At 41.6% G+C, this 24,673-nt stretch carries 20 protein-coding genes and 2 pseudogenes; 11 read left to right on the plus strand and 11 right to left on the minus strand.

The features are described 5' to 3' along the window. Positions 1–918 (minus strand): annotated as a pseudogene (locus HWQ40_RS04815) (hypothetical protein); the annotation flags it as partial. Then, complete coding sequence (locus HWQ40_RS04820) at positions 911–2,536, minus strand: AAA family ATPase (protein WP_292775294.1); 1,626 nt, start codon at positions 2,534–2,536, stop codon at positions 911–913. The gene HWQ40_RS04820 and the pseudogene HWQ40_RS04815, both read right to left, overlap by 8 nt. Before the next feature lie 704 nt (positions 2,537–3,240). Here HWQ40_RS04820 and HWQ40_RS04825 point away from each other — a divergent pair. After that, the gene (locus HWQ40_RS04825; RefSeq protein WP_292775295.1) at positions 3,241–3,798 is read left to right on the plus strand and encodes a hypothetical protein; all 558 of its coding nucleotides are present in this window, start codon (positions 3,241–3,243) and stop codon (positions 3,796–3,798) included. Here the strand turns inward: HWQ40_RS04825 and HWQ40_RS04830 are convergent. Next, complete coding sequence (locus HWQ40_RS04830) at positions 3,795–4,328, minus strand: hypothetical protein (RefSeq protein WP_292775296.1); 534 nt, start codon at positions 4,326–4,328, stop codon at positions 3,795–3,797. The genes HWQ40_RS04825 and HWQ40_RS04830 overlap by 4 nt on opposite strands. Positions 4,329–4,508: 180 nt before the next feature. After that, entirely contained in the window at positions 4,509–5,114 is a 606-nt protein-coding gene (locus HWQ40_RS04835; protein WP_292775389.1) for a VTT domain-containing protein, read from the minus strand. Positions 5,115–5,382: 268 nt separating this feature from the next. On the opposite strand from HWQ40_RS04835, the gene HWQ40_RS04840 reads away from it, so the two are divergent. Further along, on the plus strand, positions 5,383–6,696 hold the full coding sequence (locus HWQ40_RS04840) for a cytochrome P450 (RefSeq protein WP_292775390.1): 1,314 nt from the start codon (positions 5,383–5,385) through the stop codon (positions 6,694–6,696). A gap of 8 nt (positions 6,697–6,704) precedes the next feature. Next, on the plus strand, positions 6,705–7,433 hold the full coding sequence (locus tag HWQ40_RS04845) for a hypothetical protein (RefSeq protein WP_292775297.1): 729 nt from the start codon (positions 6,705–6,707) through the stop codon (positions 7,431–7,433). On the opposite strand, the gene urtE is transcribed toward HWQ40_RS04845, so the two are convergent. Next, entirely contained in the window at positions 7,396–8,094 is a 699-nt protein-coding gene (gene urtE / locus HWQ40_RS04850; RefSeq protein ID WP_292775298.1) for an urea ABC transporter ATP-binding subunit UrtE, read from the minus strand. The two genes, HWQ40_RS04845 and urtE, sit on opposite strands and share 38 nt — an antisense overlap. Before the next feature lie 774 nt (positions 8,095–8,868). Here urtE and HWQ40_RS04855 point away from each other — a divergent pair. Both HWQ40_RS04855 and moeB read left to right on the plus strand, forming a co-directional pair. Further along, positions 8,869–9,327 carry a M67 family metallopeptidase gene (locus HWQ40_RS04855; protein ID WP_292775299.1) on the plus strand — a complete coding sequence of 153 codons (459 nt, stop codon included), beginning with the start codon at positions 8,869–8,871 and terminating at the stop codon, positions 9,325–9,327. A gap of 140 nt (positions 9,328–9,467) precedes the next feature. After that, positions 9,468–10,640, plus strand: coding sequence for a molybdopterin-synthase adenylyltransferase MoeB (gene moeB, locus HWQ40_RS04860; RefSeq protein ID WP_292775300.1), 1,173 nt, complete (start codon positions 9,468–9,470; stop codon positions 10,638–10,640). A 73-nt stretch (positions 10,641–10,713) separates the two neighbouring features. Here moeB and ftsH4 read toward each other — a convergent pair whose 3' ends face one another. Together ftsH4 and HWQ40_RS04870 are read right to left on the minus strand one after the other, a co-directional pair. Beyond that, complete coding sequence (gene ftsH4 / locus HWQ40_RS04865) at positions 10,714–12,579, minus strand: ATP-dependent zinc metalloprotease FtsH4 (protein WP_292775301.1); 1,866 nt, start codon at positions 12,577–12,579, stop codon at positions 10,714–10,716. Positions 12,580–13,158: 579 nt separating this feature from the next. Further along, positions 13,159–14,241 carry a peptidoglycan-binding protein gene (locus HWQ40_RS04870; RefSeq protein ID WP_292775302.1) on the minus strand — a complete coding sequence of 361 codons (1,083 nt, stop codon included), beginning with the start codon at positions 14,239–14,241 and terminating at the stop codon, positions 13,159–13,161. Between the two features lie 223 nt (positions 14,242–14,464). On the opposite strand from HWQ40_RS04870, the pseudogene HWQ40_RS04875 reads away from it, so the two are divergent. After that, positions 14,465–14,669 (plus strand): annotated as a pseudogene (locus HWQ40_RS04875) (hypothetical protein); the annotation flags it as partial. Between the two features lie 232 nt (positions 14,670–14,901). Continuing rightward, a complete protein-coding gene (locus HWQ40_RS04880) occupies positions 14,902–15,558 on the plus strand; it encodes a class I SAM-dependent methyltransferase (RefSeq protein WP_292775303.1) in 657 nt (218 codons plus the stop codon). A gap of 85 nt (positions 15,559–15,643) precedes the next feature. Here HWQ40_RS04880 and HWQ40_RS04885 read toward each other — a convergent pair whose 3' ends face one another. Beyond that, positions 15,644–16,600, minus strand: coding sequence for an aldo/keto reductase (locus HWQ40_RS04885; protein WP_292775304.1), 957 nt, complete (start codon positions 16,598–16,600; stop codon positions 15,644–15,646). Positions 16,601–16,804: 204 nt separating this feature from the next. On the opposite strand from HWQ40_RS04885, the gene HWQ40_RS04890 reads away from it, so the two are divergent. Beyond that, entirely contained in the window at positions 16,805–17,563 is a 759-nt protein-coding gene (locus HWQ40_RS04890; RefSeq protein WP_292775306.1) for an SDR family oxidoreductase, read from the plus strand. 93 nt (positions 17,564–17,656) lie between these two features. On the opposite strand, the gene HWQ40_RS04895 is transcribed toward HWQ40_RS04890, so the two are convergent. Next, positions 17,657–19,432 (minus strand): serine/threonine-protein kinase, encoded by a 1,776-nt coding sequence (locus HWQ40_RS04895; protein ID WP_292775307.1) that lies wholly within the window; start codon positions 19,430–19,432, stop codon positions 17,657–17,659. A gap of 632 nt (positions 19,433–20,064) precedes the next feature. Here HWQ40_RS04895 and HWQ40_RS04900 point away from each other — a divergent pair. The 3 genes from HWQ40_RS04900 (at position 20,065) to HWQ40_RS35555 (ending at position 22,266) form a co-directional block, all read left to right on the plus strand. Beyond that, complete coding sequence (locus HWQ40_RS04900; RefSeq protein WP_292775308.1) at positions 20,065–20,808, plus strand: PEP-CTERM sorting domain-containing protein; 744 nt, start codon at positions 20,065–20,067, stop codon at positions 20,806–20,808. Between the two features lie 295 nt (positions 20,809–21,103). Then, positions 21,104–22,000, plus strand: a complete 897-nt coding sequence (locus HWQ40_RS04905; protein ID WP_292775309.1) for an SDR family oxidoreductase — start codon at positions 21,104–21,106, stop codon at positions 21,998–22,000. Between the two features lie 149 nt (positions 22,001–22,149). Beyond that, complete coding sequence (locus tag HWQ40_RS35555; RefSeq protein ID WP_366933912.1) at positions 22,150–22,266, plus strand: hypothetical protein; 117 nt, start codon at positions 22,150–22,152, stop codon at positions 22,264–22,266. 86 nt (positions 22,267–22,352) lie between these two features. Here HWQ40_RS35555 and HWQ40_RS04910 read toward each other — a convergent pair whose 3' ends face one another. Then, positions 22,353–22,853 (minus strand): GNAT family N-acetyltransferase, encoded by a 501-nt coding sequence (locus tag HWQ40_RS04910; protein ID WP_292775310.1) that lies wholly within the window; start codon positions 22,851–22,853, stop codon positions 22,353–22,355. Between the two features lie 230 nt (positions 22,854–23,083). Next, complete coding sequence (locus HWQ40_RS04915) at positions 23,084–24,643, minus strand: YcjF family protein (protein WP_292775312.1); 1,560 nt, start codon at positions 24,641–24,643, stop codon at positions 23,084–23,086. Positions 24,644–24,673 lie beyond the last annotated feature (30 nt).

Below are 24,673 nucleotides of genomic sequence, written 5' to 3' on the forward strand. Positions count from 1 at the left end.
GTCAGATGAAGCAGAAATCACTTTCTTGCCATCGGGGGTGAGGGCTACTGCTCCTACCGAGTGGCTATGACCTTTGAAAGTCCGCTCATCCTCCCCAGTTTCCAGATTCCAAAGTTTGAGTGTGTTGTCAGATGAAGCAGAAATCACTTTCTTGCCATCGGGGGTGAAGGCTACTGCTCTTACCCAGCTGCTATGACCTTTGAAAGTCTGCTCATCCTCCCCAGTTTCCAGATTCCAAAGTTTGAGTGTGTTGTCATCTGAAGCAGAAATCACTTTCTTGCCATCGGGGGTGAGGGCTACTGCTGTTACCCTGTGGCGATGACCTTTGAAAGTCCGCTCATCCTCCCCAGTTTCCAGATTCCAAAGTTTGAGTGTCTTGTCAGATGAAGCAGAAATCACTTTCTTGCCATCGGGGGTGAGGGCTACTGCTCTTACCCTGTGGCTATGACCTGAGAGGGTGAGAAGTAAACTTCCGCCAGGGGAAATTAAATTAGATGTTAAAGGACGCAACCAAGGTAAAACTTGCTGCTTTGCTACTTTCAGCATTCCTTGAATTTCCGGTACTGCAAAGTGCTGCATTTGCCCCCACAATTGCCCTGCCAGTTGCTTTTTATCTTTTACTAATATATGCGCTGACAATCGCAACGCTCCTTGAATCAATTTCAGCGTTTTGATTTGCTCTGAATTATATTCTGGGTTGTTTAATAGTTCTGAGTCATTAATTAAATCATAATCCTCAATGAGTGACTGCACACCAAAATCAGAATGGTTGACTTTAGCATTGATAAAATCAAAATCAGTCAGTCTTTTATAAAATGTTTTCCACTTTCCTATCTTTGCTTTAACACGAGGGTCAATAAGGATGGTTCGCTGGTCGCTTAACGATAACTGGGCAAATTTTTCATCAAAACTATTCATCTTCGTCCTCACCAGGTTTGAGGCTTGCCCACAATTGGTCATTAGAGTCGGAAATAAGACGCTGAACCTCTTGCCAATCAATATTATTGCTCTTTTTTTCTCTTTTGAGAGCTGGTTGCTTGCGGAGGAAATCTGCAAAACTTTGGTGATAAATTGAATAGTAGTCTTCCTGATTTTGTTTTTGTCTTCTCAAGAATTCCAGCCACTTATTCAAAAGCTCCAAAACATCATATTCATCTCGTTCAGTGATGCAGGCAATGGATTCACAAGAAATCGGTTTACCTACCTCAACCAGTACACAGAGGATAATCGCATTTGTCCGCTTGTCTGGAGTATCCATTTCCATCTGCTTCCAATGCAGTTCATAATAACCCTGAAGTTTCTCAGGTAATTCCTCTAAACTTAAGTCTTGATAATCTCCTTCAGCAATCCTTGGTAAGACATAGTACAGGTACATAAAATTGTTTTCACTTTTTTGTGCTACCTGCTCAATAAAATATGGCGGCTCAATGTTACGTTTTTGAATCCATGCCTTTAAACCATGATGCTCTGGCTCATCATTGATAAATGTACTAATGTACTCTTTCACATCTTTTCGATTCCAGACTTCATACTTATTCGCTGTTAAATCCAACTGCTGCTCTGGAACTTCTTCAGTCAACAAGCGCTTTTCATTTTGGGCATAACGTCGCCTAGTTAACAGAAAATATATCCTCTCTGGCAGATTTTTGGGTAAATCTAAAAGATTTCCTGACCCTGGTTGTTCGACTTCATCGAGTGCATCAACTACAATTACCAAGGGTTCACCAGTTGCTAGCTTTTCATTTACTTTTGTCAGCAAAGTAGGTAAATTATCATTCTCTGCATTCTGTAACTGATAGCGATTAATCAGTTGTTGACGAATACTTTGCAAAAATTGGTCTGGTGTGTTGCGACCTTCTGCCCGAATATTGAAGTAGCAGATAGCTTTGTATTTAGATACAGATTGGGCTGCGATCGCACTTTTCCCCATCCCCGCATCCCCAATCACGGTAAAATAACCTTTAGGATGCTTTTTGAGGAAAGCATCAAACTCATTAAATACAAATACCCGTCCACAAAATGCCTTAGTTTTTTCTTCGATGAGTGCTTTAAACTCATCTGGATAAAGCGACTGTTCTGGAGGTTCTGTAGATTTATTCAGGTGTTCTTGAAGTTGTACATTCGTTATAACTTCTCCAGGATTGATAGAACGTTTTGCCACACTGAGAAAAACTTGATGAAATTTTTCAACCTGAGCCAAGTCTATTTTTGCTTGTTGTGCCTCATCTTTTAATGTATTCCATTCCTCATTATCAATAGCCAATGCATTTTCTGCAAAAGCCTTATAAAAAGCTTTTTTAATCTCTTTATTTCTAAAAAAGTTGAGTATATAATCAGCTTTAAATACGCCATATTCTACCAAAGCATAAGTATAAACACCTTCAAACTCTTTGGGAGGCTGTATTGGATCAAGATTTAAACGTTTTAAAATTTTAATAATATATTCGTTACGTTGAGCCTGCTGGATACCAAGAGAAACAGTAGCAGGTGCAATAGCTTTAATAGCATTAACTACAGATACGGGGTCAATATTCATCTTTCCTGTGGTGGGAGCAGGTTGTGATACCCTTACCTTATCGCATATTCACTTAGGACATAATTTCACAAGTTCAAAGCAAAAAATTGCCTTCCATTAAACCTCTGCGTTTCTCTGCGCCAACCTTTGCACTCTTTTGCGTTTAAAAATATTACTTTTTTAAACGCAGAGGTTTGCTAAATAGTGCAAGATGTGATGTAGATTTATGTGTGGTGCGATGGCGTACCCGCCCGCCGTAGGCGCTCGCTAACCTATATTGACTCACTAGCGATCGCCACTTTTTTCTTCGTCACTCTCAATGTACAAATAGTTCTTGTCAACATTGCAACATTCCTCATCAACATTACAACATCCATAAGCAACATTGTAATATTTCTTATCAACATTACAATATTCCTTATCAATGCTGGAATATTCCTCATCAACATTACAACATTCATAAGCAACATTGTAATATTTCTCATCAACATTACAATATTCCTTATTAATGCTGGAATATTTTTCATCAACATTACAACATCTATAAGCAACATTGTAATATTTCTCATCAACATTAAAATATTTCGGTATAACCTATTTCCCAGTCGGACATATTTGCATTTTGTATTTCTTATTCCCAGCGATCGCTTCATCTGTTAAATGCGTAGTTTTATACTCAAACTGGGTATTACAAATAAATACTTTAGATGAAATAGGTTTTCAAGATGATTTTAAGCTTTAAAAATACCAGTGCTGTGTGTGCCGTATTTTTATTAGTCAGTGTCAGCAGCTTTCACAAGTCAGCCATAGCCAATATAAATAACCAGTCCCAATTGATAGCACAGCAGAGTAAAACTCAGCTAAACCCAGTTTTTAAATCTATTATGCCCAAATTAAACCAAAAGACTCAAATTCAGATTCTTTTACCGAGGTTTATTCCTGAGTCGGATGGGGAAAATCCAATTTACGCAACTATAGAAGCTGCTACGCAAAAAAAGTATGATATTTTACTGGGTTTCACTCCAGACTGTAATGGTGCTTCTGCCTGTCGTTTAGGCGTTGTTTCTGCTGAAGCCATAACCCGCAAAACACCCAGCCTGACTGGGAAACGTGTATCCTTAGCTAAGGGCATTACTGGCTATTTTGTAGATTTTACTTGTGGTGCTGGTTGCTCAGATGCTACCTTGACTTGGAGACAACAGGGTGTGCAATATGTTTTTGGGTTGAAAGCAGGCGATCGCACTTCTTTAGTAAAAATGGCTAATTCTGCGATTAATCCCTAGCTAGCGTCAGAGTTTGATTGTACTTCCCAACGAAACAGCCGTGGCAATTGAGATACATCTATGGCGTAGTTAACAATCCACATCACCAATTCAAAAATCAATAAATATCGTACCCACTGCAACTCGCTTGTAGAATCTAAAAGTGTCAAACCCTCATACAACTGCCAAAAGCGGTAAGGGAGATATATATAAGGAACCATCACCCACACGACATTTTGCAACTGCCTAAGCGTCACGCTTTCAGAGATGATTTGCAACCCGAAGACGATAAAATACCAACCAAGCACAATTAAGACCGTGCGATCGCCCCACCATACACCCCACAATAGCATAACTACTAATGGCGGCACTACTCCTAGCAGTATCACTGAGCCAAACCAGATTTTATACCAACCGGGAAATGGTAAAGGTAGAGTATAAGGTTTTGTGTTTTTCCACCCCCAGTTCACAACCACAATAAAAAGCGTGGCAATAAGGAAAAAGAGGAGATTTTCTAAGAACAGATAGAGGTTGATGTTTAAGGAAGTCACGTTGCTTCGCTCCGAATTCAAAATTCAAAATTCAAAATTCCCATAAATAAATTTAGTTGCTCTGTATCCTTTTGTTTGTCGCTCATGAGGGTATGATCAAGTTCTGATGTTTATGGCTTCAGTAAATCAATATACTTGTCTCTACAATAAAACATCTACTAAAGAGCTACAAAAAATATTTCAACTTTTGTTTGCTCTATTTTCTTGTACCAAATGAATAATCGATGGTACTAAAGAAATAACTATAATCAATCCAATAATCGGTAACAAATACTTATCTACCTGTTCAGCTGGCAGAGATTTTCCTAAGAAAAACCCTAACAGGGTAATGCCGAATGTCCAAAGAAAGCCACCAATTAAGTTGTAAGACATAAATGTGCGATAATGCATTGCACCAATCCCAGCCACGATGGGTGCGAAAGTCCGTACAATGGGTAAAAAGCGTGCTAAAACAATCGTTTTTTTACCGTGCTGGTGATAAAAGTTTTGAGTTTTCACAAGATGTTTTTTATGAAACAGCCATGAATCTTCCCTATTAAATAGTCTTCTACCAAATTTATGCCCAGTCACATAGCCAACATTGTCACCTAAGACCGCACAAATAAAAGCACCAATTATCAGAACCCAAATGTTCAATAAATTCTGAGATGCAACAAATCCAGCGGTGAACAATAAGCTATCCCCAGGTAGAAAAAAACCAATTAATAAGCCAGATTCAGCAAAGACAATCGCCCAGACCCCAAAATAGCCGAGTGATTTAATCAGTTGTGGTAAATCCAGATGCATAGAATTTTTACTTTTCAACAATAGATCCACAACATCTTAACGTTCAGCAATTTTATTGAATAAAAAGTAATATTAAATTTATGTAAAGTTATTATGTAATCTGGGGAAATGTAATGACAGATGACAGGTTTTGGGTTATTGGTGCAAGAGACAAAGATATTTGAAAGTACTAAGAATATTTTGGGGTGCTGCGATGCCTACGGAGAGCTTTGCTAACGCAGCAGAGTTGGAATATCGTGTTAACTTTTTCATAACTACCCTTAGAGATATGAAAAGTCATCAAATTCCTCCTGGAAGCTTTGGTATACCTGTATTAGGTGAAACACTCTCCTTTGTTTTCGACCGCGATTTCGCTAAAAAGCGCTATCGCCAGTATGGGCCCATCTTCAAAACTCATCTTCTTGGCAGACCGACTGTAGTGATGGTCGGGCCGGAAGCATTAGAGTTGGTTTTGTCAAGCCAAATGGAGAATTTTTCTTGGCGCGAGGGATGGCCTGATAATTTCAAGACATTACTGGGTGAATCACTTTTTCTGCAAGATGGAGAAGAACACCGCAGAAACCGTCGCCTGATGATGCCAGCATTGCATGGCCCAGCATTGGCGAATTATGTCTCCACAATGGAAGATATTACACGTGGCTATCTCCAAAAGTGGGAGAAGCAGCAGGAATTTACTTGGTTTCAAGAATTTAAACAACTGACGTTTGATATTGCCAGTCAATTATTGTTGGGTACGCGTCCTGGGCCGGAATGTGTGCGCCTCAGCCAGTTGTTTACAACCTTAACAAATGGGCTATTTGCTATTAACCCGTTACCCTTACCATTTACTACATTTGGTAAAGCTATAGCCGCTCGTAATCAGATTTTAGAACATCTAACTCAAGTTGTCAGAGAACGTCAGCAAAATCCAACTCAAGATACCATTAGCTTGTTAATCAAAGCTAAAGACGAAGATGGTAATAGCCTCAGTGAAAAAGAAATCATTGCCCAAGCGGTGCTGTTACTCTTCGCTGGACATGAAACCACTACTTCGATGCTGACTTGGTTGTGTGTAGAGTTAGCGCGTCATCCGAAAGTACTCGAAAAAGCCAGAGAAGAACAATTGCAACTTGCAAGTCAAGGTAACTTGGATTTAGAGCAATTGGGGAAAATGCCCTATTTAGAGCAGGTTTTATGGGAAGTTGAAAGAATGTATCAACCTGTCGGAGGTGGATTTCGTGGTGTAATAAAAGACTTTGAGTTTAAAGGTTATCACGTTCCTACTGGTTGGCAGTTATACTACTCAATTGGAGTTACTCACAAAATTGCAGAAATTTATTCTGAACCAGACCTTTTTGAACCAGACCGTTTCAGTCCCCAGCGCCAAGAACACAAAAAATATCCTTTTAGTTTAGTTGGTTTTGGAGGTGGGCCACGCATTTGTATTGGTCTAGCCTTTGCCAAAATGGAAATGAAGATTGTTGCTGCTCATCTTCTACGTAGTTATCATTGGGAAATATTACCTAATCAAAGTTTAGAGGTAGTTGCGGTTCCCACTAATCGCCCTAAAGATGGGTTACGGGTTATATTTCAACCTCGGTGAAATGTTTTATGGCATCTCAAATAGACGTACATTTACCTAATGAAGTTTTACAACGCTGGCAAAATGTGAAAGATTTTGTGGGCGGAAGCGTTAACTCTCTAAGTAATTCAGCACAACAAGCTGGAGAGTCTTTAAATACAACAACTGATAGAGCAATTGATACAGTTACAACAAGTTTAGAACAAACTTGGCAAACAGCAGAGCAATTTAAGAGTACAACATCGGGAGCAGTTAAAGATGCTATTACATCTTCTGCAAGTGATTGGCTGATACAACACCCGATATTTTTTCGGTTAGTTCAAATACTAAATTGGGCAGCTAATCACCCAATTATAAGCATAGTCATTTTGCTGTTTATACTTGCTCTCGTTTGGAGCATCATTAAAGCAATTGTCCGCTTGATTGAAACAGCTAGTTGGTCAATACTCAAAGTTCCGTTAAAATTGCTTCAGGCTTTGATTAAAGTTAGTTTTCTATCCTTAACTAAAGTTGGGAGTTTTGCTGTTCAAAGAATCACAGGTGCTAACAAAACTGATAATCTACCAGTTTTACTACCTGAAAATTTTCAACCAAATAAACAACAACGATTAGCAGAAATTTCTAGTCGTTTAGAAACAATTCAAAAGGAACAAAATGAGCTTTTACAAGAAGCCGCAGACTTGATTGCTACCGATACAATTGATATAGAAATGTCAAAAATTAAACAGCTAAAAAGCGCTGAATCACATCTTGGCTAAGTTCGGCTGTGGAACCGGAGGCGACAATACCACCTTTTTGCATGGCGTAATAATAATCAGCCTGACGGACAAAGTGTAAATGTTGCTCTACTAATAACACCGAAATGCCTGTGGTTTCGACGATGCGACGGACTGCGGCTTCAATTTCTAGGATGATGGATGGTTGAATACCTTCGGTGGGTTCATCTAAGACGAGTAATTGAGGTTTTCCCATTAAAGCACGTGCGATCGCTAATTGTTGCTGCTGTCCTCCACTCAAATCACCACCCATCCGCGAAAGCATGGTTTTTAACACCGGAAATAAACTAAAAACTTCCTCTGAAATTTCTGCTTTTTTTACTGGTTTGCGTCTAGCTTCCAACCCCAGCAGTAGATTTTCTTTAACTGTCAACCGAGGGATAATCTCTCGTCCTTGGGGGACATAACCAATTCCCAACTTTGCCCTTTGGTCTGGGGATTTGGAGTTGATTAATTCTTCAGCTAAATTAATAGTACCGCTGCGGGGTTTGAGTAAACCCATGATAGTTTTGAGTAGGGTAGTTTTTCCAACACCATTGCGTCCAATTAGGCAAACCATTTGCCCAGATGGTACGCTCAAATCTACATTGCGGAGAATATGGCTTTCGCCGTAATAAACGTTAAGATTAGAAATTTTTAGCATAAAAGAAATTTTAACTATTTAGCTTTGATATCAAGTCTCTAACTAGCGATCGCTCTGTTAAGAAATAATTAACCACAGTTTATTAATAGTCTGGTTAATCCCTTATGATACCTGATTGCAAATGCAACGAAGTGGCAGGTTTATGAAGATTAAGTTTGGCAATCTTGTATAGCTTTGTTACATTCCCCAAAAAACGGTATCGTACACTACTATTTTTTAGCGATACCTTCGGTGAGCTTCTCTACGAGACGCTCCGCGAACGCTAACAGAAAAGTTTTCGGTCTACTGAATGTTGAAGAAGAGTCAACATTCAAGTAGTCGTTATATCATGTCCGCTAAATTACTTATTAAACCCGAAGAACCCCACCCCGCCTGCGGGGCTACGGTGTACACACAAGTCTGAAATAGCTGAGAAATCACGGTTTTACCCCACCCTAACCCTCCCCGTATGTATTGGGGAGGGAACTAAATTTTCTGTTTCCCCCCTTGATAAGGGGGGTCAGAAGGACTTGTGTATACACCGTAGCCGATGCATTGGGGAGGTAACTAGATTTTCCGGTTTCCCCCCAATGCATCGGGGGGATTAAGGGGGGTAATTCGACTTCTCTATACACCGTAGTCCTGCGGGTGGGGTGCAATGACTGTGGAAATCATAACTAATTATACGGACATGATATCACTGAGAATGGTCAAAGTGCGGGCTACGCTTATGCGTGTTGATGTATTGTATCTAAGCAAGAATTGTTAAAAGTTGCTAGAATTATAAACGCAGACATGATTCAACTTAGTCAAGAACACTTGCAAACTATCCGCACCCATGCCGAAAGTACCTATCCAGATGAGTGCTGTGGTATAATTTTGGGCTATCTGGCTAGTGAGGGCAAAACTGTAGTAGAAGTCATGGCAACAGAAAATGCTTGGAATACAGAAGCGGTTGCTAAGTTTCCAGGGGAAGGCACAACAGAAAGTAAAAGACGGCAATATACGATCGCACCCGAAGTTATGCTAAAAACACAAAGGGAAGCACGCGCTCGCTCATTGAACATTATCGGCATTTTTCACTCTCATCCAGATCATCCTGCTATACCCTCAGAATGCGATCGCCTATACGCTTGGCAGGGATACTCGTATATAATAGTTTCCGTCCAAAACGGCAAAGCTGGAGAACTCAAAAGTTGGAGCCTTGATGATACTCATCAGTTTCAAACAGAGGAAATTGAAAATATAAAATAACTGGCTTAGTTTAAAGACAGTTACTCATCGCGATTTTCGCCGCTATCACAGATGAAAATTCCTCATTCCCACTCCTATCTCCATATAAGATCCAGTTTTTCGATAGGATTAATATTCCGCTTTCCCACATCATAACTGCTATGCTCAATCCCAATCTGGACGAAATCCAGTTGACCAAAGATGATTACGAACGCTACTCCCGACACCTGATTTTACCGGAAGTAGGGCTAGAAGGACAGAAGCGCCTGAAAGCCGCTAGTGTAATGTGTATCGGTACAGGTGGATTAGGTTCACCACTACTTTTATATTTGGCGGCGGCGGGTGTTGGACGCATCGGGATTGTCGATTTTGATGTTGTCGATACTTCTAATCTGCAACGCCAAGTAATCCACGGAACATCCTGGGTGGGTAAACCCAAAATTGAATCGGCAAAAAACCGCATTCACGAGATTAACCCCTATTGCCAGGTTGATTTATACGAAACTCGTCTGACTTCCGAAAACGCCCTGGAGCTGATTCAACCTTACGATATCGTAGTGGATGGTACTGATAACTTCCCCACCAGATATCTAGTTAACGACGCCTGCGTATTGCTGAATAAGCCAAACGTCTACGGTTCAATTTTACGCTTTGAAGGGCAAGCTACTGTATTTAATTACGAAGGTGGCCCGAATTATCGTGACCTTTTCCCAGAACCACCACCACCAGGGATGGTTCCTTCTTGTGCCGAAGGCGGTGTATTGGGAATTTTGCCAGGAATTATTGGTTTAATCCAAGCAACCGAAACTGTTAAAATCATTCTGGGACAAGGCAACACTCTCAGCGGGCGATTGCTGCTATACAACGCCTTGGATATGAAATTTCGGGAGTTAAAGCTGCGTCCGAACCCGATTCGCCCAGTGATTGAAAAGCTGATAGACTACGAAGAATTCTGCGGGATTCCACAAGCTAAGGCAGAGGAGGCAAAACAGCAGATGGAAAGTCAAGAAATGACCGTCAAGGATTTGAAGGAATTACTGGATAGCGGTGCGAAGGATTTTGTACTGCTGGATGTCCGCAACCCCCATGAGTACGACATTGCTAAGATTCCGGGTTCAGTGTTGGTGCCCTTACCAGACATTGAAAATGGGAATGGCGTTGCTAAGGTGAAGGAAATATTGAACGGCCACCGCTTAATTGCTCATTGTAAGATGGGCGGGCGATCGGCAAAAGCCCTTGCCATTCTCAAAGAAGCCGGGATTGTGGGGACGAATGTCAAAGGCGGAATTACCGCTTGGAGTCGAGAAATTGATCCTTCTGTTCCAGAGTATTAAAAATGCAAAGTAACGCAGAGGAACGCAAAGTTATTCTCTGCGTTCCTCTGAGTTTAAAACTTGACTTTCTTAATTACGAATTAGCTACGGGTTTCACTTGACTCAACAAACTGTGCAGTTTTTCGCCTTCAATGACTTCTGTTTCTAAGAGTTGAGTAGCGATCGCTTCTAGCAAGTCTCGATTCTGTCTGAGAATCTCTAGGGCTTGTTCGTGGGCTGTTTCCACGATTTCCTTGACTTCGCTATCAATGGCTTTGGATGTGTCTTCACTTACCGCCCGCCGGGGATTAGTAGCACCATTACCCAGGAATGCTGCTTGTTGTCCTTGTTGATAAGCCAATGGCCCTAAGACTTTACTCATACCATAGGCTGTTACCATCCGTTCTGCCAAGTCGGTTGCTCGTTGCAAATCGTTGGAAGCACCTGTGGTAATACTGTTAAATACAATCTCTTCGGCGGAACGTCCACCCAACAAAGTTGCAATCTGACCCCGCAATTCTGCTTCATTCATCAAAAAGCGGTCTTCAGTTGGTAATTGCAGAGTGTAGCCCAAAGCAGCCATCCCACGAGGAATAATCGAAATCTTTTCTACGCGACCGTTTCCGGTTGTGAGCGCCCCGACCATTGCGTGACCAACTTCATGGTATGCAACAATCTTCTTCTCAGTCTCGTTCATCACGCGACTCTTCTTCTCTAAACCGGCGACTACTCGCTCAATTGCTTCGGCAAAGTCTTCTTGAGCAACCCTTTCACGCAGATTGCGCGCTGCCAATAATGCGGCTTCGTTCACCAAATTTGCCAAATCTGCGCCAGCAAAACCAGGGGTACGAGTAGCGATCGCTCTTAAATCTACATCATCTCCTAATTTTACCTTTTGAGCGTGAATCTTGAGAATTGCTTCACGATCAGATAAATCGGGACGGTCTACCAACACTTGGCGGTCAAAGCGGCCTGGACGCAGCAATGCAGGGTCTAGTACTTCGGGGCGGTTGGTAGCTGCTAGCACAATCACCGTTGCATCCCCAGCTGCAAACCCATCCATCTCAGTTAGTAATTGGTTGAGGGTTTGTTCTCGCTCATCGTTACCACCGTAGAAGCCGTTACTACTACGAGACTTACCAATCGCATCCAATTCATCAATGAATATAATACAGGGAGCTTGTTTTTTGGCTTGCTCAAACAAATCCCGCACTCTGGAAGAACCTACACCGACAAACAATTCTACAAACTCAGAACCAGAGATGCTGAAAAATGGAACTCCTGCTTCTCCTGCTACGGCTTTCGCTAACAGTGTCTTACCAGTACCTGGAGGGCCAACCAACAGCACACCTTTGGGAATCCTAGCGCCGATTTGCGTAAAGCGTGCCGGGGTCTTGAGGAAATCCACAATTTCCACCAACTCAGTTTTCGCTTCTTCTACCCCAGCCACATCTGCAAAGGTGATTTTAGCAGATTCGCCTTCAACGTAAACCTTAGCTTTGCTCTTACCAATAGAAAGCGCACCTTGGGGCCCACCACCACCACCACGAGCGAGAAAGAACTGCCAAATACCAATAAAAATCAGTGGTGGAATCACCCAACTCAAGAGGGTTGTAAACCAAGTATTTTTCGGTGGCGGTGTAGCAGCGAACTCAACTCCCTTTTCTTCTAGAAGTTTGGGTAACTCTAAATCAAAGATTGGTGTCGTTGCAAACACTTGAGCTTGCTCGGCATTTTCTGCTTTTAATTGGTAGATGATCTGGTTTTGACCAACGGAAACGCGGCTGACTTCCCCTTCTTGTACTTGATGAATAAATAGACTATAAGGAACACCAGCAGGGCCAGAAGCAAATAAACCAGGCAAAAATAAATTTAAGATCAGGAATAGCCCTGATACTGCCAGTAATATATTCGCAACGATCCGAAACCGAGGTGACTTAGGCTGTTCTTTAATTCCCATAGATGTTACCAATCCTTAATAATGAAAACTAACTTGAAAATTGGGCATAGGGTATGGGGCATTGGGCATTGCTTTTCCCCTGCTTCCCCTGTTCCTTATTTCCCTTAACGCTTTGAGAAACTTGATTAAAGACTGGTCAAAAATTCTGATATATTCGCCCAATCTGAGCAATGTCTACGACGGGCTGTAAGGCTCATGATGCTCGTTAGCCCTTGCATCTCTCTTTGGGAGAAGACTCGCTAACGATAAGGCAAAGTTGTTCAGCTTGTCTCGGTCTTCGATTATACTACTGTTTCTCATAATTTCTCCCATTTAGCAATCTTTGCAGCTTTTTTTTACTTATTTATGTAACTAAACTTAACAATTTAATTAATCTTTGTGAACTAACGAGCAAATACGGTTTACCGTACTCAAAGAATATGCAGAGATTGGGAGAGGCAAAAATAAATCCCCCACGAATAGTTATTCTGAAGACTTGGCGGAGCTTTCCTTGCTCCACTCCTGAATTCTTATTGAATAATTCCACTTTGAACTCTGGAACTGCCTTCTCCATATATGCGGTTCCTCCTAGCCATTAATTTAATGTCCATCATTTGACCAGTGGGGGCGATCGCTAGATAATTTAATCACACCGTAAGAACGGCCAACCTGCCATAAAGTAGAATTTTCATAACTCGTTTGTGGCTGATTAATACTAACTATAGTTCCACTAGCGTTTTTGATATTTAAGGTTCCTGACCAAGTAATTTCCCAATCAATTGCTAATCTTTGGGTATGACGAGAGGTAAGAACAGGTCGAAAAGCAATATTATAAGCAGACACCATTTCTTTAGCAGCTTGGACAGAACCAGCATTGGTGTAATGTAGCCAATTAATATCTACATTAGGCATAGGTGGAACATCTTTGGCAGCAATTTCATTATTACTAATACGGAAAGCATAGTGCATTAAATAAGCCCGTTCTGAGGGGCGGAATACTGACGATATACTAATATTAGCTCCGGCATTTTTTAATGCTTGCTCAAAAGCTTGTACTTTTTGACGGAAGGGAGAAGCTAAATCATCAATTAAGTCGCTGTCTGGGAAAAAATTAACCCAGGCTTTTCCACTCAGTCGTTGTCTTAATTTTTTAGCGTATTCAGTTATGTTGTCTAAAGCCAACTCCAAATCAATCCCAAGCTTGGTTTTTGTTGTATTAGAAAGCTGTTGAGCTAACTCGGCTCGAAAATTGATGTCTCTTATTTTATAAGTTTCGGCTAGTCCTTTTGTACTGTTGGGGCCAAAGTCCCCATCAGCTACTAACGGCGGATTCAAACGACCGATCGCTGTTAAAGTTTTTTGTAAGTCCTTAATCTCATTTTCTCCAAAGTTAAGATAAGCTAATAATTTTTTTCCAGCATCGGTATAGATAGCGAAATAAATTGCAAAACCTTGCTCTATCGCTTTTTTAAATGTAGCAGTATCAACAATTCCCGTTACTGTTAAAGCGTTACTAGTCTGATAATCACGAGTTGCTTGAGCTGTAATATTCCCAAAATCTCCATCAATGGCAGCAATAGGAAAGTCATAATCTAAAAGAAATTTCTGCCAAGCAGTTACAATTAGCCCTTCGGATTTTTTCTGGAGAGTCGGAAGTTGCAAAGCTTGAAGTTTAAAGCTCATAGTTTTTATTGAATGAAATAATTGTTTTCAGCTAATTTTTATGTCACTATTCGTTGTACAATTTCAGTTACGTCCGTCGTCGAGTTTGGTATCTCGTACTTCATTAGAGCGATTGGAGTCCAATAAACGCTGTCTTGCAAAACCACTTTGGATTATAACATTCGCAGTGATGCTAGCCTTTCTCAGGGATACTTAAAATAGGAAACAGCGATCTCTTTGATTTGTTGGCAAATGGGGTCAGAAACTTTCTGGAGGTCAGCCACAGCAAATTGCGTAGGCGAGCATTTACCGCAGGTATTGCCCATGCTATTGTCAAAGATCCGCCAATTCGGATTTGGGATGAGGATATTTCTGCGGTAGATAATGAAACCAAAGCGGCTATTCAAAAATCTTTGGCTATGATTACCCAAAATTGTATAACTATAGCGTAGGCAAAGCCCGCCGTAGGCATCGCTCATTGCCCTATATATAGACGCCTCAAACCTTTTGGCCTTTCTGTGATATCTTGCGGTCAGTCGCTACGCGTAATACGTTAATTAAAATCATCCTATCAGGTGAGTCTAATGGGTGAGGTATAAGAAACACGAAGTATTGTACCTTGAGGCTAGAAATGGTTGTTTGGCACACCAATTTATCGGCTCAAAAATTAGGAAGTAGATAATGACTGTAAACCAAATTATTGGAGATTCACAAACTCAGATTTTTGCCAACTTTGGGAAACGTTTCTTTGCTTGGATGATGCCTCCAAGTACCAGCAAATATGATAAAATTGTTAGCGATCGCAAACGTTCTCTTTTTGCTAATCTCCAAGGTAAAGTGTTAGAAATTGGCCCCGGAATAGGCGCTAACTTACCCTACTATCCTAAAGATATCCACTGGATAGGAATCGAGCCAAATTCACAGACGCATCCTTCTCTGCAAAAACAAGCAGAACAACTGGGTTTAAACATCGACCTCCGCATTGGGAATGCTGAATGGTTAGATGCCGAAGATAACAGCATAGATACTGTTATTAGTACATTGGTTTTGTGCTCAGTGCCAAATATAGATTATACATTGCAGGCAATTTTAAGAGTACTTAAACCAGGTGGACGCTTCTTATTTATTGAACATGTCGGCGCACCTCAAGGAAGTTTATTGCGACAACTACAAAACACAATTAGTCCGATGGGAAAAGTGATAGGTAATAGTTGTCATCCAGATAGAGAAACTTGGATAGCATTAGGAAAAGCTGGTTTTAGTAGCATCAATTATGAGCGATTTGATGCACAATTGCCAATTGTTAGTCCTGATATTATCGGCGTAGCGACAAAGTGAAAGAACTTTTAGCGGTTGCTGAATAAAAGTATAAATAAACCCCTGGCTAAAGCCGTGGGGTTTGTGAGGTTTTCCACCAGAGATTTTATGGATTATCGCGCAGGAAAGTGTCAATATCATTTAGTTCTTGCTGATTGAGACGAAATTCTCCAGCACCAATGATTCCTTCCACCTGCTTAGGATTGCGTCCGCCAACGATCGCCGCAGTCACCGCCGGATTATTTAAAGTCCAAGCGATCGCAACTTCACCTGGTGAGCGATCGTGTTGTTGACCAATGTGTTGCAAAACCTCAACTAGCTTCAGGTTACGAGATAGACGTGGTTCCTGAAATTCACTATTGTTTTTGCGCCAATCATTATCTGGAAAATTAGCAACCCGCTCAGGTGTAATCGCCCCTGTGAGCAAGCCAGATTGCATAGGTGAATACACAATCACACCTATATTATTTTCCAAAGAAAAAGGCAGAATTTCTTTTTCGACATCACGCTTCACCAGTGAATAAGGCGGTTGCAATGACGTAACTGGTGCAATCTCCTGGATACGTTTCAACTGTTCTACATTGAAATTTGAAACTCCGATATAGCGAACCTTCCCCTCATCCTTGAGCTTGGCCAGAGTTGTCCAGCCTTCTTCCACTTCTGAGTCAGGGTTGGGCCAGTGGATTTGGTAGAGGTCGATGGTTTCAATGTCGAGTCGGCGCAGACTGGCTTCAACCTCCCGCCGGACAGAATCCGCTTTGAGACTGCGACCAATTTCGCCCTTTTCATCCCAGATCATTGAGCATTTCGTGAAAATGTAGGGACGACTAGATCGACCTTTGAGTGCTTTAGCAACAACCTCTTCAGAATGTCCTAAACCATAAATAGCTGCGGTGTCAATCCAATTAACGCCCAGGTCAAGAGCGCGATTGATCGCTGCGATCGATTCCTGGTCATTTTGCTCTCCCCAGCCAAAAGCCCATCCACCTCCACCAATCGCCCAGGCTCCAAAGCCGATTGGAGTAATGTTAAGCTCCGAATTGCCAAGCTGTTTGGTTTGCATATCTACTTTCTTCAAGAATTTTTGAGTCAATTGCTACTTTAGGCTGCAAATATTATCTCAACAGCTATCTAAAGTGTGAATTACTACTGGTGCAAACATGACAGCCAATCACTCTTGAATGTTGTGTTGATACACACTACTTATATACTAAACTTGCTCGAAGATAGTAACAGTTGTCAGTGCCAATCAAAATAGAGAAGCAATATGTCAAAAGATTTAAAAGGCAAAGTTGCACTGATCACAGGTGCAAACAAAGGTATTGGGTATGAAATTGCCCGCCAATTAGGTTCTAGAGGCGCTAGTGTTCTTATTGGTTCAAGAGATATAGGACGTGGTGAAGAAGCGGCGAATAAACTTCGTCTTAGCCAGATCGATGCTCCAACAATTCAACTTGATGTGAGCGACCAAAAAACAATCGACTCTGCGGCTAAACAAATCGAGAGCGAATTCGGAAAACTTGATATTCTTGTGAACAATGCTGGAATACTAAGTGATCGCGATGCCTACGGCGGTAAACTACGCCTTCCACCTAGTCAAGTTGATATTGAAACACTGCGACATACTTATGAAACGAATGTATTTGGAGTGTTTGCAGTTACAAAAGCGTTGTTCCCACTTTTGAAGAAGTCAAAAGCAGGCCGAATAGTAAATCTATCAAGTGGCTTAGGTTCTCTGACTCTAAACTCTGACCCAAATAGTGAGTTCGCTGATTTTAAGCTTCTTGCCTATAACTCATCAAAGACAGCAGTGAATGCAATCACAGTTTTATTGGCTGCCGAACTTAAAGATACCCCAATTAAAATCAATGCTGCCGATCCTGGTTTTACAGCAACTGACATTAATCAATACCAAGGGTATCGCACTGTTGAGCAGGGTGCGAGCGCAGCAGTGAGACTCGCTACTTTACCTGATAATGGTTCTAGCGGAGGGTTTTTTGATGAAAATGGTGTGGTTCCTTGGTAAAAAGTAGAAAGCATTGGGCATGGGTTATTCCCTTTGTCCCATCGCAAGCTACGTGCAGTATCTCCTAGAGAGCGTCATTACGAATTACTAAATTTACCGAATATTAACTTCTTGTAAGTAATTTACTCCTTGAAAATATTCAACCTTAGTAGCTAAGTTTTTCGGGACGAATAAATTTGTTCTTTTTGCAGAAGCTATCTTTTGATTGTCAGCTAGCACGCGTTGTTTTTGAGTATACTCATTCAATTTAACTTGAGCTTGAGCATAAACTAAAGTATCTTGGGGAATATTTTTGAGAAACTTTACAGCTCGATCGAAATCACCAATAGATGCTTGTTTATAGGCTTTCTGTAAAAAGTAGGCTGCTCTGATCTGCCGCTTTCGATTGTATTCAGCTAACTTGTCTTGAACTAAAGCGCCCGCATGACTTTCTTGAGGAATTTGACGCAGATATTGTAATGCGGCAGAAAAATCTTTTTCAGCAGCTTTATCGTAAGCTTTTGCTAATAAATCTTGCGTCTGTATTTCAATGTTTACGGATGCTTTCTGAACTATTTTATCTATTTTAGATTGCCAATAGAAAATCTTTGGAACTTTAGCAGCAGCATGAAGAACATCTGACCATCTGCTCTCTTTAAAAGCTGTTTGTGCTATTTCGTATTGCTGTGCAGCTACTTGCCATTGCTCTTGCCATTCTTCAATTGTGGCTTGCGCTTCTGGATAAACATTGCTGTGAGAGGGAATTGATTTAGCGAGTGCGATCGCTTCTTCCAAATCTCCTGCTTGATATTCTTTTGTTGCTTTATATAATGTATCTGTTTCTGAATATGCAGGTGCATTATTAACTAAAGAATATACACCAAATCCCATCACTAAAGAATTAGCTGCCAGTCCTACTTTCATTCCCGTTAATAATGGGGATGATTTTCCAGACGCAGGATTTTTCGCTACTTCTAGGGAAAATTGAGAATCTTTCTGTAATGTTTCTGATGGCTGAGGTTCCCAGATTATTTGTTTGAGTACCCGCAGCACTTCACTCGCAGACTGAAAGCGGTCTTGGTAATTATAGCGGATCATTTGGCTGAGAACAGCAGCTAGATAATCGTTAACTGGCGTGTTTTGAGAACGCCAAAAAATTTCATTAGTAGAAGGATCGGTTTTTAATTGTAGTGGTTCTAGCCCCGTTAAAGCCTGGATAGCAATCATACCCAAAGCATAAATATCACTGTTGGGCTGTGTTTGACCAATAAATTGTTCTGGCGGTATGTATCCCAATGAAGTGACGGGAATTCTATGAATGGGCAATTCTGCACCTATGCCAAAATCGATCGACTGGATTGAGCCAAAGTCAATCATAACTAACTTGCGTAGGGCTTTGCCCTTGCCGGAGGCATCGCTATCACGTCTGATCAAGTTTTCCGGTTTGATATCGCAATGAATCACACCTTGAGAATGGACAAATTCTAGAATACCTAAGACATCGATCAGGAATTCTACAACTTCGCTTTCACTCCACAGACAGCCCCATTGTCGATCGATGGGCAATTCCGCAGTCAGCGCATGTCCTTCAATACACTCTTGCACTAAATAAAATCGCTGGTTTTCTTCAAAGCAGGCGATGAATTCAGGAATTTGGTCATGACTTCCCAGAAGTTTGAGGGTTTGGGTTTCAGTCAGAAACAGTAACCTTAGCATCTCCAAGTAGCCAGATTCGGAACTGCTAACTTTAATCTGCTTAACAACGCATCTGGGATTCTCTGGATAATCTACGTCTACAGCTATGTATGTTTGTCCAAACACCCCTGCACCGAGGCTTTGGACAATTTGGTAACGCCCTTGTAGTAATTTACCGATTATGTGGTGGGTCATGACCTGGTTACTCAGTAAGTCCTTTTATTTAGTTTTTCTGACATTCCCTCCTATTTCCGGAATGCTTGAAAAATATATATCTTGAACTTTTGTTACTAAAATGCAAAATGGATTTATTTAAGTATTTTTACTTAATTCTTAGAAAGAATGAATAACAAGATTCCTAACCTCTTTAAGAATAAAATTGACGCAAAAAATAGCCGAAACCACTATTTTCATCTGGTTCTCATTTATGAATTGTCACTATTTTATAAAGATTGTATAAAGTTTACATGAATTTTATGTATTTATCCTTGCAAACTCACAACTTTTTTAAGTATTACATATACTATATGTGCGTAAATACTTTGTAAATCTAATACAAAGCTAACAATATTGAATAGAATACTAACCCAATAATTAATTTTTAATTACTAGTCTGTAAACGAAAAGTTGAAGAGTATGAGTTGTTCCTAGTTTGTGCTTTGGGGCTAAAATATTTCAATTTAGTGGGGGTGCAAAAACGCCGATTATTTATCCACCAGTCAGAGAGAATTCCAAATGAATTCTGACACCTGACTCCTGAATTCTGTTCGATAAAGAATAGCTTTGTAAGTTTCAGTTAAACAGGTTCTAATTTAAAGAGATATCCAATGAAAAAGTTTTATAAATTAGCAATTGCGTCTGCTATTGTTGGGTTTGGATTAGGAACGCTGAATACAGCCCAAGCAGCAACTTTCACTCAGACTGCATCAGATCAAGGTTGGTGGGCTGCTGAAGATGGACTTAATGGCCCTAATTCTAACGATAATATCAACTACGTAACTGGAAATATACGCGGAACAGATTTACGTAACTATTTTAAATTCGATCTTGGTAATCTAGTAGGAGTTTCTTCAGCAACTTTGCAAATTCAACGATTTGAGGGTTCAGGAAATCCAACAGAGACTCTAGGTTTTTTTGATGTTTCAACACCTGCTAATGTGTTGAGTCAGAAAAATAATAGCCCCAATAATACTATTTATAATGATTTGGGAAGTGGTAAAAATTATGGAAGTTTTAACGTTACTACTTCTGGCGATCCAAACGAAATCTTGAATTTTGCTCTCAACTCCAACGCCATTGCAGATATTAACGCCAGAAACGGAAATTTTTTCTCAATTGGAGGTGCGCTTCAAGGGGATCTTGTTGAGGAATATCTTTTTTCTGAGAGTGGTGGTCAAGCGTTTGCTAAACTTGTGGTCGATACCAATTCAACCCCTGTTCCAGAACCTAGCGCCCTTGGTGGGATAATGGTTGTTGGTGTTGGAGGTTGGTGGCTAAAGCAAAATGGCACTAAGAAAAGCGCAAATGTATTATTTACAAGGGTTTTATCACTTTGGAAAAATGTAAATTAATGAAGCAGCGATCGCAAACTGAGAGTTGCAGATTATTTTGATTCCCGACCTTAAAACTATTAGTTTTCTAAACCCCTTATCAGGCAACTATTTCAGCTTTTCTTAGTGCCATTCCTTTCTGAAACTACTTAGTAACACTGGGAGTTTGTGACGGGAGCAGCTACAAGCGCATCAATTAGCCCGCGCCTAAGTCTTGCATACTCTGGAACATTATTCTACTGAAAGGGTGAGGAATCGTTCTCCTCGATCCTTGATACTTGAGTCTTGAATTGCAAAACTATCAAAAGAACAAGTGATGAAAGACGAGCGATTAGAGATGCAAGACCCCCGGCAGCAATATCCTGCTCCGCCCTTTCCCCAACAACCGCAGTCCGTACCAGGACTTGCTCAAAAGATGCAGCCCAAACCGGATCACGGTGAGCAGAGCTACATTGGAAGTGGAAAGCTTGCAGGTCGGAAGGCATTGGTCACGGGAGCCGATTCTGGTATCGGGCGCGCTGTTGCGATCGCATTTGCGCGGGAAGGTGCTGATGTCGCGATCGGCTATCTTAAGAGCGAGGAGGCTGATGCTCAAGAGGTGATCCAATTGATTGAACAATCAGGGCGCAAAGCGGTTGCGCTTCCCGGTGACATCACCGACGAGCATTTTTGCCAAAAGCTGGTGACAGATGCAGTGCAATCTTTGAACGGTTTAGATATTCTGGTGAACAATGCTGGCGCACAGACATCTTACCCATCAATTAGCGATATCACGACTGAGCATTTCGATAAAGTGATGAAGACAAACCTCTACGCGCTATTTTGGATTACCAAAGCAGCCGTTCCACATCTCAAGCCCGGAGCATCAATTATTAACACCACTTCGATTCAGGCATATCAACCTTCAGCGAGTCTACTTGACTATGCGCTGACGAAAGCGGGCATTGAGAATTTCAGCAAATCTCTCGCCAAACAGATGATCGAGAAGGGAGTGCGCGTTAATGCAGTCGCACCCGGCCCATTCTGGACACCGCTACAGCCGAGTGGTGGTCAGACCCAGGACAAGATCGAGAAATTTGGTTCTGAAGTTCCGCTCGGAAGACCCGGTCAGCCTGTGGAAATTGCTCCTGTGTATGTGTTGCTTGCTTCCCAAGAAGGCAGCTACATCACCGGAGAAGTTTATGGTGTAACAGGCGGCATCGGGATTGCCTAGTTCAAAATGTTGAAACGACTCTAGGAGAACTTTTATAAGAGTCACTGATCTTGAAAATAGGGAAAACCTTCAGATTAATTCTGGTTGGTTAACTGCGATCGCGTACGGCGGGCGGGTACGCCATCGCAATTCTCATGATTGTATTAGGCATGATTGCGTTGGCGCAGCCCGCCGCAGGCATCGCATTTCCCTTCTTTGCGTCCGTTACTTCAGCGCTAGTATTTGGCTGGATTTTTGTGTTTACCGGAATTGCTCAAATCATTTAAAGGTGCAGGTTAAGTAGCTTGGAAGCTTGTTTTAGGGATTCTATCGAATGCTGACGCTGCATTTTGGACAGTCTTCACGCGCTACCTTAATAAGAGTGGTGTTGCCAATCTGTTCGGTTCAAGCGATAAATAAAGCACTCATCGTCACCAAATCGCCGATACTCAATAAATTGGAAGCCAAGACGTTCATAGAAGCGGTGAGCGCGAGTATTACTAGCTAGCGGATCAATGATTACAGCCGTCACAGATGAGTCTGCGAAACATCGGCTAATTGCTAGCTGCATCATTTTTGTGCCATAACCTTTACCCAAATCAGCTGCTTCCCCGATCCAAATATCAATGGCACGAAGATCGGCTGCGATATCGCCCCAATAGTGACTTTCTTCTCGTGCAGGATCGATGATCTGGATAAATCCGATGGGACGACCTTCGATCTCAGCAATCAATTGCTCCCTCCAATCAGGATTACGATCTAGTTCCACCTCCCAGCCCCAGTCATCGTTAGGGTCTGAAGCAATCACATGAGGTTGATCGTCCCAATGTCGCAGTAGATCCAAATCAGCAAAGGTAGCATGGCGTAAGTTCATCTTCGTTGGATTCCTCTCTAAGTGTATAGGCTGATTTACAGCTATTTTCAAGTAAATAGACCACGCGGTAGGGGCACAAGGCCTTGCGCCCCTACAACAGATGTGGTTCAAATACATGAAAACTGCTGTAATTTGCTACCTATCCGATAAAGTATTTTTTCCTCGAAAAATTTCAATGCTCTTGCAAAAAAGCAAGAGCGTTTTTTTAATTTTTTATAAAAAATTTATAGTTATTCAGATTCCTCTCTGCTTTCTTGTTCCTCGATCGCTTCAGATTTATCTTGTAACGGCTTCACCACTCGCGCGATCGCTTCTTGTATAAAAGCTTTAATAAACTCATCTCTGCGATTCATTTGAAACTGTCGCTGGACAACTTCCGTCATTCCACCATCACCCCAATCTTGGTCATGACGAAAATATTCAACAAAACTTTTGCCAGCAATTCGCGTTAAATAAGCTGCTGTCACGCCTTGAATTGCTCTACCAATAATAAAGGTGGCAACATTGAGTTGCAACGCTGTAGATAATAATTCAATTGCTCCCTTAACAATACCCAAACTAGCGATGGTTTTCGCTAAAGAAAGAGCTAATTCTCGTCCCCGTTCCATATTCAATTCACAGCCGTAGACTCTACCAATTTCCACAACCATTTGAGCATTAACAGCAGCTGTCGCCAATAAATCTACAATCGGTATCGGCGTGACTGATACCACACCAGCACCAATCCATTGAAACCGTTCTACGATTTTGTCAGCTTGACGGCGACGCTGGCCATCGATGAGTTTTCGCGCCTCGTCTCCCAATCGCAGAGATTGCAAAAGAATATTATCTGCCACCAAATCTTCACCTTCGGCACGTAAAACAGCAGCCGTGCGCCGTAGCAAAGGAACAATATCGGGTTCCGGTTGGAAGGTTTCGCCAGTTTCGAGTTGTGCAGGTTGCGGATTAGCAGCGATCGCTACCACATCATTAGTAGCGATAAATCCCCGTACCCGTTGACGCAATCTCGCAAGGATGGATTCTTTATCTTCATCTGTATATAAATCAGTTTTGTTGAGAACTAGGAGCGATCGCTTCCCAATTTCTGCCAATCCCCGCAGCGGCTCATATTCTGAGCGTCGTAAATCATTATCTACCACAAACAACAGTAAATCTGCTTCTGTTGCCAGTTCTCGCGCCATCTGTTCCCGTTCTGTTCCCGCCACCCCTGCTTCTAAAATCCCCGGCGTATCCGTAATTAAAATCTTGCGTTCTAATCCCTTCAACCGCAGACAATAGGTTTCTCCAACCTGAGTTGTACCCATCGGTGCATCCACTTGACCGACCATGCGTCCCATAATCGCATTAACTAGGGAAGTTTTGCCGGCACTCCCCGTACCAAATACCACTACTTGAATTTCACCCCGTGCGAGGTTGGCTTCAATCTCTCGCGATCGACTCAATAAAGCTTGGCGTGTGACTTCATCTTGAATTTGCGCTACCTGTTGCCGCACAGCCTGGAGAGTTGTAGAAGCAGCATCAGATTTGCCAGCTGGAATTTGTGCCGCAGTCACTCGCTTCGGGTTGCGACGCGCTCGCTTTTCCCCAGACTGAATCACCAATACATAATAGACAAAAGCGGCAACCAAAGCTCCAATGAGGACAATCAGCAGCAACAGCAGTAAATTGCCTAGCAACGGCGAATAGGATAATTGCCAATAGAGGCGTGATAGGGAATCAATTAGCCATAGGGCTAGCCCCAAAATTACGATTAGACCAACAATCAGCGTTACTATGCGTGACAGAGGCATGGCTGGGAAAGATTAGTGAGTATTCAGTAA

Origin of the sequence: Nostoc sp. NMS9, assembly GCF_017114995.1 — a bacterium.
GTDB lineage: Bacteria > Cyanobacteriota > Cyanobacteriia > Cyanobacteriales > Nostocaceae > Nostoc.

Bases quoted from the DNA above. Each gene is read 5' to 3' on its own strand.
- HWQ40_RS04835 (WP_292775389.1), bottom strand. From the start codon at position 5,114: ATGCATCTGGATTTACCACAACTGATTAAATCACTCGGCTATTTTGGG.
- HWQ40_RS04840 (WP_292775390.1), top strand. From the start codon at position 5,383: ATGAAAAGTCATCAAATTCCTCCTGGAAGCTTTGGTATACCTGTATTA.
- HWQ40_RS04915 (WP_292775312.1), bottom strand. From the start codon at position 24,643: ATGCCTCTGTCACGCATAGTAACGCTGATTGTTGGTCTAATCGTAATT.
- urtE (WP_292775298.1), bottom strand. From the start codon at position 8,094: ATGCTAAAAATTTCTAATCTTAACGTTTATTACGGCGAAAGCCATATT.
- HWQ40_RS35555 (WP_366933912.1), top strand. From the start codon at position 22,150: ATGATTGCGTTGGCGCAGCCCGCCGCAGGCATCGCATTTCCCTTCTTT.
- HWQ40_RS04900 (WP_292775308.1), top strand. From the start codon at position 20,065: ATGAAAAAGTTTTATAAATTAGCAATTGCGTCTGCTATTGTTGGGTTT.
- HWQ40_RS04895 (WP_292775307.1), bottom strand. From the start codon at position 19,432: ATGACCCACCACATAATCGGTAAATTACTACAAGGGCGTTACCAAATT.
- HWQ40_RS04825 (WP_292775295.1), top strand. From the start codon at position 3,241: ATGATTTTAAGCTTTAAAAATACCAGTGCTGTGTGTGCCGTATTTTTA.
- HWQ40_RS04910 (WP_292775310.1), bottom strand. From the start codon at position 22,853: ATGAACTTACGCCATGCTACCTTTGCTGATTTGGATCTACTGCGACAT.
- moeB (WP_292775300.1), top strand. From the start codon at position 9,468: ATGCTCAATCCCAATCTGGACGAAATCCAGTTGACCAAAGATGATTAC.
- HWQ40_RS04890 (WP_292775306.1), top strand. From the start codon at position 16,805: ATGTCAAAAGATTTAAAAGGCAAAGTTGCACTGATCACAGGTGCAAAC.
- ftsH4 (WP_292775301.1), bottom strand. From the start codon at position 12,579: ATGGGAATTAAAGAACAGCCTAAGTCACCTCGGTTTCGGATCGTTGCG.
- HWQ40_RS04880 (WP_292775303.1), top strand. From the start codon at position 14,902: ATGACTGTAAACCAAATTATTGGAGATTCACAAACTCAGATTTTTGCC.
- HWQ40_RS04905 (WP_292775309.1), top strand. From the start codon at position 21,104: ATGAAAGACGAGCGATTAGAGATGCAAGACCCCCGGCAGCAATATCCT.
- HWQ40_RS04870 (WP_292775302.1), bottom strand. From the start codon at position 14,241: ATGAGCTTTAAACTTCAAGCTTTGCAACTTCCGACTCTCCAGAAAAAA.
- HWQ40_RS04885 (WP_292775304.1), bottom strand. From the start codon at position 16,600: ATGCAAACCAAACAGCTTGGCAATTCGGAGCTTAACATTACTCCAATC.
- HWQ40_RS04845 (WP_292775297.1), top strand. From the start codon at position 6,705: ATGGCATCTCAAATAGACGTACATTTACCTAATGAAGTTTTACAACGC.
- HWQ40_RS04820 (WP_292775294.1), bottom strand. From the start codon at position 2,536: ATGAATATTGACCCCGTATCTGTAGTTAATGCTATTAAAGCTATTGCA.
- HWQ40_RS04855 (WP_292775299.1), top strand. From the start codon at position 8,869: ATGATTCAACTTAGTCAAGAACACTTGCAAACTATCCGCACCCATGCC.